Genomic DNA, 16,385 nt, shown 5'->3' with positions numbered 1-16,385 from the left:
TTCCGGGATAAACGATTTAAATACAGAAGCGTTTAAATGTTGAATGATGAAAGGGTTGGATCTGGAACGCATCGTTACATATCCGACTTGGCGTGAGATGTTAATGGATATCATGTTGAAGGAGAACATAGACCCTTGGGACATAGATATCGGTAAGATTACCACCAGTTATATCAACAAGATTAAAGAGATGCAGACCTTGGAACTCCATATCCCTGCAAACATCATCCTTGCCGCGGCGATACTTCTCAGATTGAAGAGCAATACTTTGGTGTTTGAAGAGGAGGTACAGGAGGTGGTAGAAGAGACCTATATCGATGATGAACCGATAGATATACACGTGTTAGAGCTGAGGACCCGGTTACCGCCTAAACGTCGAGTGACTTGGGGTGAACTGCTCAGGGCTTTGGAGGAGGCGTTCGAAGAAGAGCGGGCGCGCGCCTTGCGGCGCGCGCGCCGCTCCGTCGTTCCAGTCAAGGTTAACATCAAACTGCCTGAGGTCAGCATCGATGATCAGATCAAAGATGTTAAGGAACGGATCAATAACACTTTGGATGATACGGGTATGACAACGTTCAGTGCATTGCTTAAGAAGGATACGCCCGAAGAAAAGGTTTATGTGTTTTTGCCTTTACTTTATATGTATCAGAAGGGCGAGTTGGTATTACTTCAGGAAACGTTGTTCGGCGAGATCATCGTACAACCTGTCAAAGGTAAGGATGACAGAAGGGGAAAAGATAGCGGAAGAGGAACGAAAGGAGAAGGGTTGAAGACGTTGAAGAGGTCGAGGAAGAAGGTGGAAAGGAATAACTGATACGGATGGGGACGGTGGTGATAGGAATGGTTGATAAGAAACGGTTGATAGAAGCGGCGTTGTTCATGTCATCCGACCCTGTACCTGTGGATCGGTTGAACAAACTGATCGGTGTAGCGGCTCCGGGTTACACAAAGACCCTGATAAAAGAGATTAACGAAGAGTATCGGAGAAACGGGAACGCTTTTGAAATCATAGAGGAACCCGACGGTTATCTGATGACGTTGAGACCTGAGTATGCGGTCCATGTGAAAGAGTTTGCCAAAGAAACAGAGCTCAGTTCGCATGCGTTGAAAACGTTAGCGTACATATCTAAGAACGAAGGCATACTGAAATCCGAACTTGTGAAACGGTTGGGTACTCAGGTGTACAAAGATGTGAAAGAGTTGGTAGGCAAAGGTTTCATCGTCCAGAAGAAGAAAGGCAGGAGTTCGGAGCTCAGGACTTCTGAGAAGTTCCGTAAATACTTCGGTGTGCAGGAGGTTTTATAAACCAGTGGTACGTAGTTTTTGCTGAATGTTTTTTGAAGGTGGGTAACATGTTCGGTAAGAAAGATAAGGCTGAAAAGACACCTGATGAGATCATCGAAGAGACTATCGATAACGGCGGCGTTCTTGCCATCCTGTACTTTGACATGCATGGTTCGTCTCCCGACACTATTAAGAACATAATGGTGGACTTTGTCTCACGTTTGACTAAAGAGCCGGGTGTAGTGTTTGCATACGGTGAGATAGAATCACCTATCGAACTCGATGATAACATGTATTCAACTTCGGTGGAGGTACGCGCTTTGACCCGTGATGTACCGACATTGGTCAGGTTATGTCTTAAGTACGTTCCGGTAGGTGTTGAGGTGATCAAACCGACTACTGTGACGTTGGACCTTGCCCAGTTTCATAAGATATTGACAGACATATCCTCATATGCTCTGGAGATGATGCAGATCGCCATTGCCAAAGGTATGACGGATGAACAGAAGAGGGAACTCGCCAGACGTCTCAAGAAACGCGAGGAGATCGGTAAACGGCTCCTCGAAAAACATCGGGAACCTGGCGATACCGGTGAGAATAACTCATGATTAAGGGGTGATGTATTTGGAATACGTGTCAACCGGTATAAGGGAACTCGATTATCTTTTGGGTGGCGGTTATCCCAGGAACAGTGTGACAACGGTCAGCGGACCTGTCGGGTCCGGTAAATCGTCGTTTGCGCTTCAGTATCTGGTAGAGGGAGCGGTATCTAACGATGAAGTGGTTCTGTTCGTCTCTTTGGAAGAGGGGAAACGTGCCCTTCTCAGTCGCGGTGTGGTGAAAGGTGTGTCGCTTCAGACCCTTGAATCCGATAAACGTCTTCTGTTCATAGAGTACCCGTTGGACGAAGTGAATGATATGTTGTCTTCTCACGATGACCCTATAAAGAACATGGTGCGTACGATGGACATCGAACGCGTTGTTATCGAACCGGTGGAGGTCTTTACCATGCTGTACAGCGACCCGCTCGAGCGCAGACGTGCCCTGCTCCGTTTGATCAACAAGATTAGGGAATGGAATGTTACCTCATTGGTTGTTGCTGAAGATGCGGATTATCCGTGGTACGAAGTGCCGAGGACTAAGTCGGGTGTCGAATCGATTACGGACGGGTTTATTCATCTCTCGTATCAGCTTACCGAATCCAACGTGCGTAAACGGTTCATGGAGATCGTTAAGATGCGCGGGGTGCATGTGCCGAACAAACTGTTCGAGTTTGAGTTTGATGATAAGAAAGGTGTTGTTATAAAGAACGTGCGCGTTCCGCGCACGTTCGGCAAAAAACAGGCAAAACAGAAGCCGCATAAGAAACGGTCCCACGAAGTGTCTTCTGAAGAAACCGGTGACATCGAACCGGATGATTCTGGTGTGAACTTCAGTTTCAGTTTTCCGTAGGTGGAGAACATGAGCGACCTCCGTGAAAGGATCCTGATAGACCTCGATAAGTTCAACAGAACGTTCAACATCGCCGATTCGTTAGACCTTGACGATAGAGAGACCCGTGTTTTAGACCTTGCTAAAAGGTATCGGGAGGATGCCAAATACTTCTTGAGCAAGGAGGACCTTCCCACATCTTTCGGATGTATCACCTATGCCCACGGTTTACTCGATGCATTGCTTATCATCAAAGGCAAAAGATGAGGGTGGGACGGATTGCAGGTTAAAGAGTATAGGACTGTTGTTGACACGGGTTCGTTGTTTTACAATCCTCACATGGAACTAAACAGGGACATCTCTTCTCTAGCGGTAGGTGCATTGTCCCTCTATGATGAACGGTTTTCTTCGTTATCGGTTTGCGACGGGATGTCCGCTTCAGGAATCCGCGGATTAAGGTATGCTATGGAAAACCCGAACGTTGAACACGTTACACTTGTCGATGCAAACAGACGTGCGTTGCCGGTCATGAAATCCAACATTGAGAGAAACGGGTTGACCGAACGCGTGACCGCTGTCTGCGACAACATCATCCGTCATCTTGCCGAGAGAAGTTACACGTTCATCGAACTCGACCCGTTCGGTACACCTCAACCTTTCATCAGGCCTGCCGTATCATCATTTTCTTCTAACAACAGGATAAAACGGGCGGTTCTGTCGGTTACGGCAACCGACACAGCGGTGTTGTGCGGTGCCCATTACAAAGCATGCATGAAACTGTACCATGCCAGACCGTTGAACGAGTTCGCCTGTCACGAGATAGGTGCCAGGATACTGTTGGCAAACATTGCTTGGGCGGCTTCCGAATACGATTTCGGTGTTAAACCTTTACTGACGTTCTCGCACAGACATTATTTCAAACTGTTCGTGATACTTGAGAGGGGTGCCCGTCACGCTTACAACAACATCAAACAGATAGGGTTTGTAAGTTATCGTCCCCGGGACATGGGTTTTGTGGTGTCCGAGTATCCTGACCTGTCACACCGACCCGTTCAGGTTGCGGGACCGATGTGGATAGGTAGTATTCATGACGCAACGTTCATACGGATGATGGTCAGACTCAACGATGAACGGAGGTACAAGAATTTTAAGGTGATCAGTAAGATCCTTGAGTTGATGCGCGATGAATCCGACGGACCCATCCTCTACTACGATATCCATAAGGTTGCTAAAAAGCTCGGTACATCGTCGCCGCGTCTTTCCGACACGATCAACCTGTTAAAAGAGTCCGGGTACAAAGCAACCAGAACACATTTTAATCTCCGCGGGATCAAAACGGATGCCAACCTCTACGCATTCCTGAAAAGCCAACAAAGAAGTTAAAAAGCAAAAGATTATTCGACCAGAACGCCGTTGACCACACCGTCTTGACCGGGCCTGCTGGTTATCCGCACATTGCCTATCTCGGTTTTGACAATAGAACCTTTTGTAACTATGTTCATTCTAGCATGGTGTCTGTGTTCCGGTGATTTGACAACGGTTTCTGCTTTGACGCGTTTAACACCTTCCTTAGTGGCAACGTTAACGTAGAGAACCTTCCTCACTTTAACCTTCTTGTTACCCCCTTTTGTACGGACAATCTTACGTTCCTCCTTCTCGTTCTTCTCCAGATTAACGATACGTGTGGCTGTGAACGGTCTGCCCACGAACCTTAACCGTTTATCGCTATGTTTCTTTCGTTTACCCCCGCTTCCGCTTCTTTTGGTTTTAGATGGACCGTGATACTGTTCCATAGATACACACCCCGTTTGAGTTATATATACTGTTCGTATTTTAAAACTTACGTTTATAACGGTTGTTTTTGGTTACATCCGGCCCTCTTTGAAGAAGAGCATATCTGAGAACCGGGGAGAGAAAAATTACTTCTGTAACCGACAGACGGACTTCACGTCCCCGAGGCCGGGAAAGATTAAACGCATCCTTCAAAATGTATTATTAAGCGCGGAATGGTTCGTTCATTCTCTGAGCAGGCGGATACCTATACTTTCCGCGTAATCTACCACCTCCATGTACTCGTCAAAAGTTATCATCCTGTTTATCTCAGGGAACTCACGAGCCCTGTAACACGGCCTGTACTGAGCCATGATGTTGACAGAGGCTTTCGAAACGGTCTCAGCTATCCAGTCCATTATACGTTTAGAATCATCCACGTATCCGGGCATAACGAGGTGTCTTATTATTACCCCCTTTCTGGCGATTCCTTGCCCATCCGTCCTGAGAGCACCGACTTGGTCGTACATCTCCACCACACACTCTTTCACCACATCCGGGTAATCCGGTGCGTTCATGTACCTCTGACAGGCTTTCCTGTCAAAGAATTTGATATCTGGTAGATAGACGTCGATGTACCCCTCTATGGTTCGTAACACCTCTAACGAGTCGTAACCTCCAGTGTTGTACACAATCGGAACAAGGTCGTGACCCTGCGATTTCACCGTTTCAATGGCGTCGATTATGAAAGGGATCTGATGGGTTGGTGTGACAAGGTTAAGGTTGTGGCAACCCATGTTCATCAATTCGACCATCATGCTGGCCAGCATCTCAACAGTGGTTTCGTGTCCGTGGAGGAGATGCGAGATATCGTAATTCTGACAGAACACACATTTCAGGTTGCAACCTGTGAAAAATACGGTGCCGGAACCCTTAACTCCTCTCAGTACTGCTTCCTCACCGTGATGAGGAAAATACGATGAAACTATCGGTTTGCCGTTAACACTGCAGTACCCGGTCCTCTCAAACCTGTTAACCTTGCATCTTCTCGGACACAGCACACACGGGTTCATCATCGAATAGAGCTTCTTGACAGCATCCATCAGACCGCCCGGCATGATATGGATTTACGGCCGGGTTTAAAATCTTCTCGATAGGATTTAAAACTTTCCGATAAACAGCAAAGTTTTATTAATGGTTACTTCCTTTTAAAACCTTATGGTTCGTGCGGTAAGGGTCAAAACAGACCTTGACATCGAACAGGTCATCCGCATTATAAAAGAATGTCGGAGAGACGATGTTCTGTTACAGGCGATAGACACCCGCGCGGCTGTTTCCAGACGCGTTATCGAGGCGGCATATCATCATGCATCCGAAAGTATGATGCACGGGTTTGCCCGTGCCAGGTCTTTGAACAACGAGTTCCTGCTCTGGTTGACAGGTCAACCCCATGTTAGCAAAGCCATCGAAGTTGCTGGGATAAAGAATCCGAAGGATTTTATTCTTGTCAGCGATCATCCCGTCAATGATATCATTGAACGGCTTGGTGCTACAGTTCTCAACCCTACTTTTCCCAACACTGATAAAGGTTCGGAAGGGTTATACTCGGAAGAAGAGATCGCTCTAGAACGTATGGCATGGGTAAAGGCGCGGCGTCTATTAAAGATAAAGGTCTGACCTATCGTTTTACTCCCAACTGTTTGTACATCGCCTCTTTAGATATAGGTAACTGTATGTTAAGTATGTCGTGTATGAAAACGAATATGTCAACCAGTCGTTCCGGTTCCAGTTGAGACCGTTTCTGCAGTGCTTTGAGCGACGAAACCCTACCTATGAGTTCGTAAACAAGCAGACCGTCACGTCCGTACTTCTTGAAGATGGTGAGCCCTTCTTCACCGTACTTCTCCTTTATCTCTTCACGCGACATCGTTTTGAATATCACCGCACCCTTTTTTCCCAGATATTCCAGTATGTCATCAAGTTTGAAAAGCGAGGTGTGCGCATCTATGGCCAGGTCTACGATGTTCCGTTTACCATCTATCAGGTTGTAAACCTTAGCACCCAACGGTCCGAACCGTTTCATGAGGTCGAACTTGAGAGCGGTTTCTTTAAAGAAACCGAGTTTTTGTTTGACGGGCACGTCTACAGGTACGACTCCTTCACCTGCAGGTTCTTCCTTGATTTCCGTTGACACCTCTGTAATAGGTTCCATCTCCGTTATCGGTTTTTCTTCAGGTTTTTCGAGTTTGATGATCCCCTGTGTATCGAGGAACTCCAGTATTTCGATCAGTTTGACCTCGCTGATCCCGGTTTCCTTAAGTATCTCTTCGGCTGTGCGTTCGCCGTCTATCAGGTTGTAAACCTTGACACCTACATCACCGAACTTCTCTTTAATCATCTTTTCGATAGGGGTCAGAGGTTGTGTCAGTACTTTCTCAACCTTTTCCTCTTCGGTTTTCTCGGTTTCCTCAGGCGCGACCTCTTTCTTCGTTTCACCGGTCGTTCGTGGTGGCACCTGTGGCGGTTGCGGTACCGAAGGCGGTTTTGGTGGTTTGGGCAGTTCTGGTGGTGCTTGTGGTGGAGTGGCGACGCTCTTCTCTTCCTCAGTTTCTCTTTCGACAGGTTTTACCTCTTCTGCCGGTTTCTGAGTTTCCGGCATAAGGTTTATCTCTTCGATCTCTGTTTCGGTCGGTTCGGGTTCAGTAGCGACCCGAGGTTTTTCTTCGGCAGGTTTCTCTTCCACGACCCGTTCTACTTTGTGTTCCTCTATTGTGGGCATCCCTTCTTGGACAGGCACGATGTCTATTATCCCGTTCTGTTCCATGAACTCTAAGATCTCGAGAAGTCGTGATTCATCTACACCCGTTTCACGGAGCACATCACCCACCGTCTTCTCGCCGCTGATCGCGTTGTATACACGAATCCCGGCCATACCGAACTTGTTGAACACAAGGTTCTGATTCTTGAACCTGTCCAGAGGTCCCCTTTCTTTTTTTATCAATCGTGCACCGTGTTCGATTTCCATAGCCCGTTCACCCTGAAAGAAACATTTTTCATTCAACAGTAAAGTTTATAATCTTTCTAATGATGATTAGCAAACATGGAACTGGATAAACTACTGATCAGTACGGGTGTTGACGCGCTTATCAAACTCGTTTACAGAAAGAAGAAGATCGAACTCGAACAGGCCGCTGTTGAACTCAATCTTCCTTTCAAGGTTGTTGAGGAATGGGCCCATATCCTCGAGGACCAGGGAATCATCAGGATCGAATACCAGTTCACTAAGATTTATCTTGTTTGGGTTGGCGGACCAGGCGAAGAGTTTGTCAAACGTTTGGGAAACATCGAAGAACAGAAGGAACGGATACAGAAGATGCTCGATGAAGCGATCGCAAGGATAGAGGCCAAGGGTTCGGAACTGGAGTTGATCGAATCCGAATACAAGAAACTGTTATCGATGTTCGACCCTAAGATAACAGAATTGAGCAAACGGATTGCGAAGATCGATGAGATAAAGAAACAGGCAGATGAATGGTACGCTGAAGAATCGAACAAGATATCTGCTCTTAAGAAGACGTTGACAGAACTTAAGGAAGGGTTGTCGGAGTTTCAGAAACGATGGGATTCTTTGAAAAAGGAGATCACGTCTCCAAAGATGAAACTGGAGAGTTTGAAACAACTCCGCGCCATCGAAACGGACCTGGATAAGAAGATGAAGGAAACAACGGAACGTCTCGACAGACTCGAGAGGGAACTGAATAAACAGAAGAAGAAGTACGAGAAAGTGTTGTCCATAGGGACGAAGATGGACGTTTATAAGAAGGAGATCGAGTCTGTCAAACAGTTGACGGATGAGATTCGGAAAGAGGTCGGCGAGATAAAAAAGAAGCAAAGTGCATTCAACAGAGTGATCAAGAAACTGGGCAGGTCACCTAAGCAGGCAATATCCAACCTTGAGAAACGGTTGAAGACGTTGAAGGGCACCGTCCCTGAGATACGTGCGCAACTCGACGATATCGAGGATAAGATAGAGGAGCAGAGTAGAATGCTCGGTGACCTTGCCCTTGCCTATGAACAGTTGGAGAGCGAAGAAGGTAAACGGATGTACGATTCGTTGATTTCTAAAGAGAAGGAGTTGAACGAACAGGTTAAGGAATTGAGGTCCATACTCAACGACATAAACAGGTCCGCAACCTACCGTAAAAAGGTCGAATCTGCTTATCAACAGATAACTGATCTGGAAGATAAGATCGTTAAAGCCAAAGAGGACCTTATCAGAACCTATGAATCGTCAAAGGAAGAGTTAGACCTAAAACTGGCAAACCTGAAGAGGTACAGGGACGAGTACGAACGTCTTAAAGAAACGGCTATATTCTACAGTAACAGGAACAAGGATGTGATGACCGAACTGGATGCGATGTTGAACGTGTTGGACGAGAAACAGAAGGAACTGATGGAGGAGATAAACAAACAGAAAGAATCGATAGACCGTGAAGCTTCGAAACTGTACCTTGCTGTGCAGAAGTACAAAAGCGTGTTATCGAGACGAGCCGAGATCGATGATATACTTAAAACTATCCAGGAGTCTAAGAAGATCAGAGACCAGGTATTGGACAACCTTAAACTGTTGTCCAAAAAACTTAGGATGGTGAAGGTGTTGAAAGGTAAAGAGGAGGAAGCGGCTAAGGAACTTGAGGAGATTGAGAAGGAGTTCCGTAAGGTGGAACCTGCGGAAAAAGAACTCGATGAAAAGAGGAAAAAACTCGAAGAACTTGTCGAGAGTATGTGGAAAGATGAGGAATGACGAAAACGGGATGTTCAGTAGAACTGAGATTATGTTTTAAAAAGGTTGCGTTTTGAATATTATCGGTTGTGATAACTTGTGAACGGTGGTGCTATGCCGAAAAAGACTGAGAAGAATGTTGAAAAATCTGAGGAGTCATCTAAACCGAAGGTGGGTTTAACCAAGAAGGCGGAACCTGCCCCCAAGAGACAGGGTAAACTGATAGATTCGTACTTCTTCAAGAGCGAGAAGATACCCGTGAGCGTTAAGATCGTTGATGTCGGTGATTATGTACCTCATTACAATGTGTCTATCCCCGGTTTGGCAGAAGGTACGAAGATCATACTCAATACATTGAAAGGCGAACTCGTTACAAACGTTAAATTGGATGTCACGGAACTGATAGATCCGAAGAAAGCGGATGAAGTGAAACGCAAGTTTTTGGAACGCGCTATGGTCCTTCTGGATAAACATTTCCCTAACGTTGCACCCGAAACCAAGGAGGTGTTGGCGTCCTACCTGATCCAGAACACTCTGGGTCTGGGTGAACTGGAGGCGCCGATGCATGACGACCTTTTGGAAGAGATAGTGATCAACTCTTCAAAAGAGCCCGTTTGGGTATATCACAAGAAATACGGATGGTGTAAGACAAACATATGGATAAGGAGTGAGGAGGCGATCTACGATTATGCTGCGATGATAGGTCGGAAAGTAGGGAGACAGATCAATGTTCTGAACCCGTTGATGGATGCGCATCTACCGACAGGTGACAGGGTTAACGCGACACTGAGTCCGATATCGTCTTTCGGTAACACCATAACCATCCGTAAGTTCTCGAGAAATCCGTGGACCATACCATTGCTCGTTGACCTGCACTGTATCTCATCGGAAGTTGCGGCGTTCATCTGGTTGGCCATAGAACACGAATTATCTCTCATCGTGTCCGGTGGTACCGCATCCGGTAAAACGTCTCTGTTGAACGCTATCGCCGGTTTCATACCTCCCAACCATCGCGTCATCTCTATAGAGGATACGCGGGAACTGACGTTACCTTCGTTCTTGCACTGGGTACCGATGGTCACGCGCGAACCTAACCCTGAGGGTAAAGGCGAGGTAACGATGCTCGACCTGATGGTCAATTCGCTCCGTATGAGACCCGACAGGATCATCGTCGGTGAAGTGCGAAGACAGAAGGAAGCAGAAGTTATGTTCGAAGCCATGCATACAGGTCACTCTGTGTACGCTACGATCCACGCGGATAATGCCGAAGAAACGATATCCCGTCTTACAAACCCGCCGATAAACGTACCTCCGGCCATGTTAGATGCGTTGTCCGGTATCATCGTACAGTTCAGACACAGAAAACTAGGTATCCGTAGGACTTTGGAGTTTGCGGAGATCCTGAAAGGCGGTGACCTGAATGTGTTGTACAGATGGGACATCCGGACAGATAAAATCAACGAACTGACCAAATCGATTTCCATAGCCAACACGCTTAACCTGTATGCCGGTCTGACGATGAAGGAGATCGAGGACAGTGTCAAGGAGAAGGCAATGATCATAGATTGGATGACAAAGAAGAAGTATTTCAAGGTGGATGAGGTCGGTCACATCGTTGCCCGGTACTATGCGTCACCTAGCGAGGTTGTTGAGGTTGCGAAGAGAGGAGGGGATTGGAATTTCCAATAAGGATTGGTTGCCGACGTTCGAAGAGGCTGTAAACGAGATACGTTCCCTCTATTACGAGAATAAACCAGTTACAAAAAGGCAGCGTACAAAACTGCTGAACAGTTCCGTCGACATCGCCAGGTCACCCCTGAAGTTGCATTTTTACGGTTATACCTATAAAGATGCACTCCGTGAGATCCAAAGGATACAGAAGGCCGAGGCGACCATCCACTACGATTCGATCCTCATGGGTATGCCGCAGCAGAAACCCGAGATCGAGCATCCGTTCAAGAGAGAGATCCTGATAAGAAAAGAGAAGGGGGAGAAGGGTGAAGAACAAAACGTTCTGAAGGCGGTTGCCGAGGCGAAGAAACGTATCGCGGAAAAGAGGAGGACGCTGGATTCCAAACGCATTCAGGTGTTGGAGGATATAAACAAACTTAACGACCTTCAACTGATCGCATATGCCAGAGATAACCTGCCAGACATGTACGCAAAACTCAAATCGGGTGTGGTAGCGTTGCATGAGTTTAGAAAAGAGGTTCGTTCTTATATTGCTAGGAAAAGCGGTCTTGATAAAAAGACCGTTGAACGTTACATAACTGGTGACCCTGCACCTTTGGAAAGGTGATGAATGATGGTGAAGATTAAGAAGGAAGAAAAAGCACCGCAACCGTTGGTTGCTAAACCCATGCGTAAGAAGGTACTTGTCAGAGCGCCGGGCGCTCTCGAGAAGTTCGGGTACTGGTTGGCTTCAAAGTTCCCGACACTGGAGCATAAACTCCTTCTTGCAGATATCCGTAAAGAGCCCCATGAGTACATGATAAGCGCATTCATGTTATCTTTACTTTCGTCGGTTCTTTTCGGTGTGCTTGTCTTCTTCTTCGTTCTCGCATTCAACCATATGATGTTTAAACCTAAATACCTGCTCACCTTTCTAACTACCCCAGTTGTCTTTTTCTTGTTCTTCGGAATGTGGTTGGCCTATCCTGATGTTCGCGCTAAGAAGCGTGCCAGGGATATAGATAAGGATATCGTGTTTGCCGGTCGCCATATCGTGATCGCACTTAAATCAGGAGTGCCGTTGTTCGATGCGTTGGTCGGTGTTACCCAGGATTACGGTCAGGTTAGTGAAGAGTTCAGAAAGATCGTTGAAAAGGTATCCTTGGGAGAACCTATGACACAGGCCATGAGAGAGGTGGCTAACAACAATCCGTCCAAGGCCTTCAGAAGGGTAGTTCTCCAGATGGTTAATGCACTCGTGTCCGGGTCCGATGTGGCCGATGCCTTAGACGCTATCCTGGATCAGGTTGCTCAAGAACAACTCATCCAGATGAAAGAATACGGTCAGAAACTCAATCCGTTCAGTATGTTCTTCATGCTTTTCGGTATAGTGTTCCCTTCGCTCGGTGTTGTTTTCTTCACGATAGTTCTCTCGATGGCCGGTGGTGTCGGTGAAAGTCTGGCGGGCGTACTGTTACCGGTCGTATTCGTAACGTTGGTGGGCGTACAGTTTTCGTTCATGTCTGCAATGGAAAGTTCCAGACCTAAGGTTGTGTTGTAGAAGGTGTGTGTTATGGTCGGTTATGAATCTCTGGGACGTCTGTTCGGTAGGAAGATCGTCAGACGGTTGGGTGCAGCACTGGATTCGGCAGGTATCAACATAGATGCGGAAACGTTCCTCGGTATGAGCGTGGTCGTTACAGTGATCCTTTCCGTAGTTATCGCTCTGGTAGCATTATCCAGCAATTTTATCATGAACTACATAGTCCTTATACTGAGTAAAATATCTCCAGAAGTGTACTATACCGGAACAGCGTCACCTGTGTACCTTACATTAGAGGTAGGGTTTACCTATATACTATCCTTTATTGTCAGCGCTGTGACGGTCGCTTTCCTGATCTATGTTGTTATACTGTTGAGGATCGATGCACGACGTAAAGCCATCGAGGCGGTGTTACCGGATTTCCTGCTCCTCGCATCCGCGAACGTAAGGGCAGGTATGACCGTTGACCAGGCGCTGTGGTACGCAGCTAAACCTGAGTTCGGCCTTTTGTCATCGGAAGTCGAGATGGTTGCGAAAAGGTCCTTTGCAGGCGAACCCTTTGATAAAGCATTGGACAGGTTGGGAAGACGGTTCGATTCACGGATCCTGAAACGTGCGATAGCATTGATCAAACAGGGAATCGCGTCCGGCGGTAAACTCGCCGATATACTGGAACGCGTGGCAGAGGATGCACGTGATATGCAGATGATGAAAAAGGAGATCTCGGCATCGTTGCTGATGTACGTGATATTCATCATGTTCGCCGCTGCGTTTGCCACACCGTTCCTGTTCTCGGTAGCGCATCAACTGCTGATCAGGTTGGAAACGGTCATATCACAGGTTCCTAACCTCTCAACATCTACGCTTCAAAAATACGGCGCAGCCTCACGGTTCGGGTTCGTGAAGATAGGTAAACTTCCGATACATTCCGATGATTTCATGTTGTTCTCAGTAATAACGTTGGTGTTCACAGTGTTCATGTCTTCCATGATCATAGGTATTATAAGGTACGGTTCAAAGAAAGAAGGGTTGAAACTGTTCCCATTGCTGTTGGTAGTGGCGGTAGTGGTCTTCATACTCACAGAGTCGGCGTTGTCAACGGTCCTGAAGATGCTCTCTTAAAGGTTTTTAAAATTAACTGTTGATAGATGAAACAACTATCGAGAGGTGATTTGAAATGTTTGGTACGAAGAAAGGTCAAGCGGCTATGGAGTATCTGATGACCTATGGTTGGGCGTTGCTAGTGATCATCATAGTGCTTGCCATCCTTCTGATTATACTGGGAGGTTATCTGAGAGGCACGCCCAGCTGTACGTTCGAAGAGGCAGGGTTTGTGTGCAACGAACCTGCTGTGCCGGTGATGGATGAGAACGGTGTACTGTACGGTGCGTTCCAGCATGCTCAGGACGAGCCGATCAACATTACGGGAATAGCATGCGTTGAGGGACAGGTGGCTTCCCCACCACATTGGGACGATGTGAATAAACTTGTACCGCCAAGGCAGTTGTTCTCCTTCGGTAACTTAACAACTACTCCTGTGAGTGGTGGGTTACAATGCTATGACGCGTCAGGTAATCCTTTGTCAAACATGGCACCGGGTTCGCAGTTCAGAGGTCAGCTCTGGATAAAGTACAACTATAAGAGTGATGCAGCGCTCGGATACCACCAGGATAGGACTGCAGTGGCTACGGTCATAGCAAACGTTGAAAAGTCCTAAACGGTTTTTCTTTCTTTTTTATTTTTGTCTTTGTTTTTATGGAAAAGTTTTTTCTTTTGTTTGTCAGAAAATGATGTAAGTGGTTGACGATGTGGAAGATAGCGTTGTCCATTCTTCTGGTGTTCGTTGTTACGTTCCTCATCATCAGGTATGCTCCTGTGTTCTATGAATGGTCTTATCAGGTTATGTACGGCGGGATATACACACCGTCCGTGATGGCGTCGTGCAGTATCGATAAGCCGTTTTCATGCAGGGTCGATTCGTTCAACCTCACAACCGGCGAGGCGACGATAACCATTACCAATGAAGGCGAATTCGCCAAAGGTATCAGATATGTTACATGTAGTAGTACCACCGGGCCCGGCGGACGCGTGGAAATCGCAAAGATGGTTATGCCTAAACGGTCGTTCACGGTGCAGGTCAGATGTTTGGGTTATAACCCTCACGCTCATGTGTTGAAAGATAGGTTTGTCAAGTACACGGCAGATTTGACTGTTCTTTACGGCGAATCAACCGTACCGAGCGATTATCATATCGCACACGGCCGGATAACTGTCGAAGAAGCAAGATGAAAAAAAGACAAAGTCGGTGTCGCCTATACGTTCAACGGTCTTCGATGATACATCTGATTAACCCTTCTGATCATTTATTTTTATCGTGCCGCTGTTCATTCTTTTTATCAAACGGATTATGTCTCTACCGAAGACCGTTCCTAATCTTCCTTTTTTACATTCCTCTTCATCGAACCGTTCAACTTCATCCGGTTCCACAGATGGTCCGGATACCATGATAGGTACTGGGTCGTCCGTGTGGTCGCCAACGATGCAGGGTGTAGCATGGTCGCCAGTGATGATTATGTTGTGCGTTCGCGCCTCTTTCACGATGGTCGCCAGATACCTGTCTATCTTTTCTATAAACCGCGCCTTACCCTCACAGTCCTTATCATGAGCGAATGAATCGGTTGCCTTTATATGAAGGAAGACTAAATCGTACCTCCATCTTCCACGACCGTCTTTTTCATTGAGCAAACGTACCGCTGTACGAACCTTGTTTCTTATGTTTGTCTTTTTATCGCCAGTCGCACCTCTTACTTCAAAGGTTTTCATGCCAACGTACCTTGCGACACCTTTGTACAGTGGTGCGCCTGCTACGCAGGCGCACCGCATACCGAACCGTTCCTTCATACTCGGTATCTTAGTGTATTCGCCGGCACCCCGTAACAGTATATAATTCGCGGGTAACAGACCTCTCTTAACTCTGTTTTTGTTGATCGATGCAGAATTCAGGATCTTATGAACTTCAGCAACGTACTCGTTGATCAGTTCTGCAGTTCTCTTTGCGGCGCGCGACCGGTTAACCGGTCGCGCGCGCAGTCTGCCGGAATGAACAGGGTCGTTACCGTAGACTTTGGGCGAAAGTTCGACCCCTCTATCCGGTCTTATTACGACCACGCCTCTGTGTTCCACACCTTGATAGTAGAGGAACCTTACACCGTCTATACGTACTGATCTTATCTTCTCGGTTAATCTCTTAGCCGTGATGGTAGGGATCCGTCCTGCCCGTCTGTCCACCAGTTCGACCGTACCACCTCCGACGTCTTTAACAGTGGCAAGATTCGCCCTGAACGCGATATCGTTTTCCCGTAGACGAACCCCCAATCCCAACGCTTCAAGAGGTCCCCTACCTTTCAAATAGACCTTTGGGTTGTATCCGAAAATTCTGAGGTGTGCGTCTTCGCTTTCCGGTTTGATACCTCTTCCGTGAACGACCATCAGTCCGCAGGTTCCCGACTCGGCGATCCTGTCAAGGTTCGGATGATTGCTCATCATAAGACCGGTTTTAGGAGGTCGTCCGCCGAGACCGTCCATGATGAACAGTAAGGTGTTCGTTCTACATGTATCCGTTGATGAGGGACCGCGTTTCATCCTTTTATCACCTCCGAAATGTTTTCTGTAAAGAACAAAATTACCCATTTTTGTTCTTTGAAAAGAACAATTTGAAGAGGTTCATTTTCGACATGAAAAAACGCACGTAATCCTTATAACGTTTCCTGCTTTTTTTATCTTCTATGTCAAAGGGAAAGGTGTCCGGAAGAAATCGGTTCGGCAGGAACGTTATCTATCTGGGTCTAACAAGCATGGTCAACGATATAAGTAGTGAGATGATCAGTCCCGTGTTACCTATCT

General features: G+C 46.9%; 18 protein-coding genes. 14 read left to right on the top strand and 4 right to left on the bottom strand.

The genetic code is table 11. The features are described 5' to 3' along the window. Nucleotides 1–46 precede the first annotated feature (46 nt). Genes J7K41_02965 through J7K41_02940 form a run of 6 tightly spaced genes read left to right on the top strand, consistent with a single transcriptional unit; the run spans nucleotide 47 to nucleotide 4,098 of the window. Complete coding sequence (locus J7K41_02965) at nucleotides 47–814, top strand: segregation/condensation protein A (GenBank protein ID MCD6549642.1); 768 nt, start codon at nucleotides 47–49, stop codon at nucleotides 812–814. A gap of 26 nt (nucleotides 815–840) precedes the next feature. After that, complete coding sequence (locus tag J7K41_02960) at nucleotides 841–1,305, top strand: SMC-Scp complex subunit ScpB (protein MCD6549641.1); 465 nt, start codon at nucleotides 841–843, stop codon at nucleotides 1,303–1,305. 47 nt (nucleotides 1,306–1,352) lie between these two features. Next, complete coding sequence (locus tag J7K41_02955) at nucleotides 1,353–1,892, top strand: hypothetical protein (GenBank protein MCD6549640.1); 540 nt, start codon at nucleotides 1,353–1,355, stop codon at nucleotides 1,890–1,892. A 16-nt stretch (nucleotides 1,893–1,908) separates the two neighbouring features. Next, nucleotides 1,909–2,736, top strand: a complete 828-nt coding sequence (locus J7K41_02950) for a hypothetical protein (protein MCD6549639.1) — start codon at nucleotides 1,909–1,911, stop codon at nucleotides 2,734–2,736. A gap of 9 nt (nucleotides 2,737–2,745) precedes the next feature. After that, on the top strand, nucleotides 2,746–2,982 hold the full coding sequence (locus J7K41_02945) for a DUF357 domain-containing protein (protein ID MCD6549638.1): 237 nt from the start codon (nucleotides 2,746–2,748) through the stop codon (nucleotides 2,980–2,982). A 12-nt stretch (nucleotides 2,983–2,994) separates the two neighbouring features. Continuing rightward, the gene (locus J7K41_02940; protein ID MCD6549637.1) at nucleotides 2,995–4,098 is read left to right on the top strand and encodes a methyltransferase; all 1,104 of its coding nucleotides are present in this window, start codon (nucleotides 2,995–2,997) and stop codon (nucleotides 4,096–4,098) included. A gap of 11 nt (nucleotides 4,099–4,109) precedes the next feature. On the opposite strand, the gene J7K41_02935 is transcribed toward J7K41_02940, so the two are convergent. Next, nucleotides 4,110–4,508, bottom strand: a complete 399-nt coding sequence (locus J7K41_02935; protein ID MCD6549636.1) for a 30S ribosomal protein S8e — start codon at nucleotides 4,506–4,508, stop codon at nucleotides 4,110–4,112. A gap of 222 nt (nucleotides 4,509–4,730) precedes the next feature. Next, nucleotides 4,731–5,588, bottom strand: a complete 858-nt coding sequence (locus tag J7K41_02930) for a radical SAM protein (GenBank protein ID MCD6549635.1) — start codon at nucleotides 5,586–5,588, stop codon at nucleotides 4,731–4,733. 115 nt (nucleotides 5,589–5,703) lie between these two features. Between J7K41_02930 and J7K41_02925 the strand changes: the two genes are divergently transcribed. Beyond that, nucleotides 5,704–6,162 (top strand): hypothetical protein, encoded by a 459-nt coding sequence (locus J7K41_02925; GenBank protein ID MCD6549634.1) that lies wholly within the window; start codon nucleotides 5,704–5,706, stop codon nucleotides 6,160–6,162. Between the two features lies 1 nt (nucleotide 6,163). Here J7K41_02925 and J7K41_02920 read toward each other — a convergent pair whose 3' ends face one another. After that, nucleotides 6,164–7,510, bottom strand: coding sequence for a hypothetical protein (locus J7K41_02920; GenBank protein MCD6549633.1), 1,347 nt, complete (start codon nucleotides 7,508–7,510; stop codon nucleotides 6,164–6,166). 75 nt (nucleotides 7,511–7,585) lie between these two features. Between J7K41_02920 and J7K41_02915 the strand changes: the two genes are divergently transcribed. From J7K41_02915 to J7K41_02885, 7 genes are all read left to right on the top strand, one after another. Beyond that, a complete protein-coding gene (locus tag J7K41_02915; protein MCD6549632.1) occupies nucleotides 7,586–9,289 on the top strand; it encodes a hypothetical protein in 1,704 nt (567 codons plus the stop codon). A gap of 93 nt (nucleotides 9,290–9,382) precedes the next feature. Then, the gene (locus tag J7K41_02910) at nucleotides 9,383–10,957 is read left to right on the top strand and encodes a CpaF family protein (GenBank protein ID MCD6549631.1); all 1,575 of its coding nucleotides are present in this window, start codon (nucleotides 9,383–9,385) and stop codon (nucleotides 10,955–10,957) included. Continuing rightward, nucleotides 10,923–11,567 (top strand): hypothetical protein, encoded by a 645-nt coding sequence (locus J7K41_02905; protein MCD6549630.1) that lies wholly within the window; start codon nucleotides 10,923–10,925, stop codon nucleotides 11,565–11,567. Before J7K41_02910 ends, J7K41_02905 begins: the two co-directional genes overlap by 35 nt. Before the next feature lie 6 nt (nucleotides 11,568–11,573). After that, on the top strand, nucleotides 11,574–12,500 hold the full coding sequence (locus J7K41_02900; protein ID MCD6549629.1) for a type II secretion system F family protein: 927 nt from the start codon (nucleotides 11,574–11,576) through the stop codon (nucleotides 12,498–12,500). A 12-nt stretch (nucleotides 12,501–12,512) separates the two neighbouring features. Further along, nucleotides 12,513–13,604, top strand: a complete 1,092-nt coding sequence (locus J7K41_02895) for a type II secretion system F family protein (GenBank protein ID MCD6549628.1) — start codon at nucleotides 12,513–12,515, stop codon at nucleotides 13,602–13,604. A gap of 55 nt (nucleotides 13,605–13,659) precedes the next feature. Then, nucleotides 13,660–14,199: a hypothetical protein gene (locus J7K41_02890; GenBank protein MCD6549627.1), complete on the top strand. Its 540-nt coding sequence runs from the start codon at nucleotides 13,660–13,662 to the stop codon at nucleotides 14,197–14,199. 89 nt (nucleotides 14,200–14,288) lie between these two features. Continuing rightward, the gene (locus J7K41_02885; protein ID MCD6549626.1) at nucleotides 14,289–14,771 is read left to right on the top strand and encodes a hypothetical protein; all 483 of its coding nucleotides are present in this window, start codon (nucleotides 14,289–14,291) and stop codon (nucleotides 14,769–14,771) included. A gap of 57 nt (nucleotides 14,772–14,828) precedes the next feature. On the opposite strand, the gene apgM is transcribed toward J7K41_02885, so the two are convergent. Then, nucleotides 14,829–16,124, bottom strand: coding sequence for a 2,3-bisphosphoglycerate-independent phosphoglycerate mutase (gene apgM / locus J7K41_02880; GenBank protein ID MCD6549625.1), 1,296 nt, complete (start codon nucleotides 16,122–16,124; stop codon nucleotides 14,829–14,831). Between the last annotated feature and the right edge of the window lie 261 nt (nucleotides 16,125–16,385).

It is taken from the genome of Candidatus Micrarchaeota archaeon (assembly GCA_021163225.1).
GTDB lineage: Archaea > Micrarchaeota > Micrarchaeia > Anstonellales > JAGGXE01 > JAGGXE01.
The sequence above is the reverse complement of the archived record's forward strand: the minus strand, read 5'-3'. Positions and strand labels throughout refer to the sequence as shown.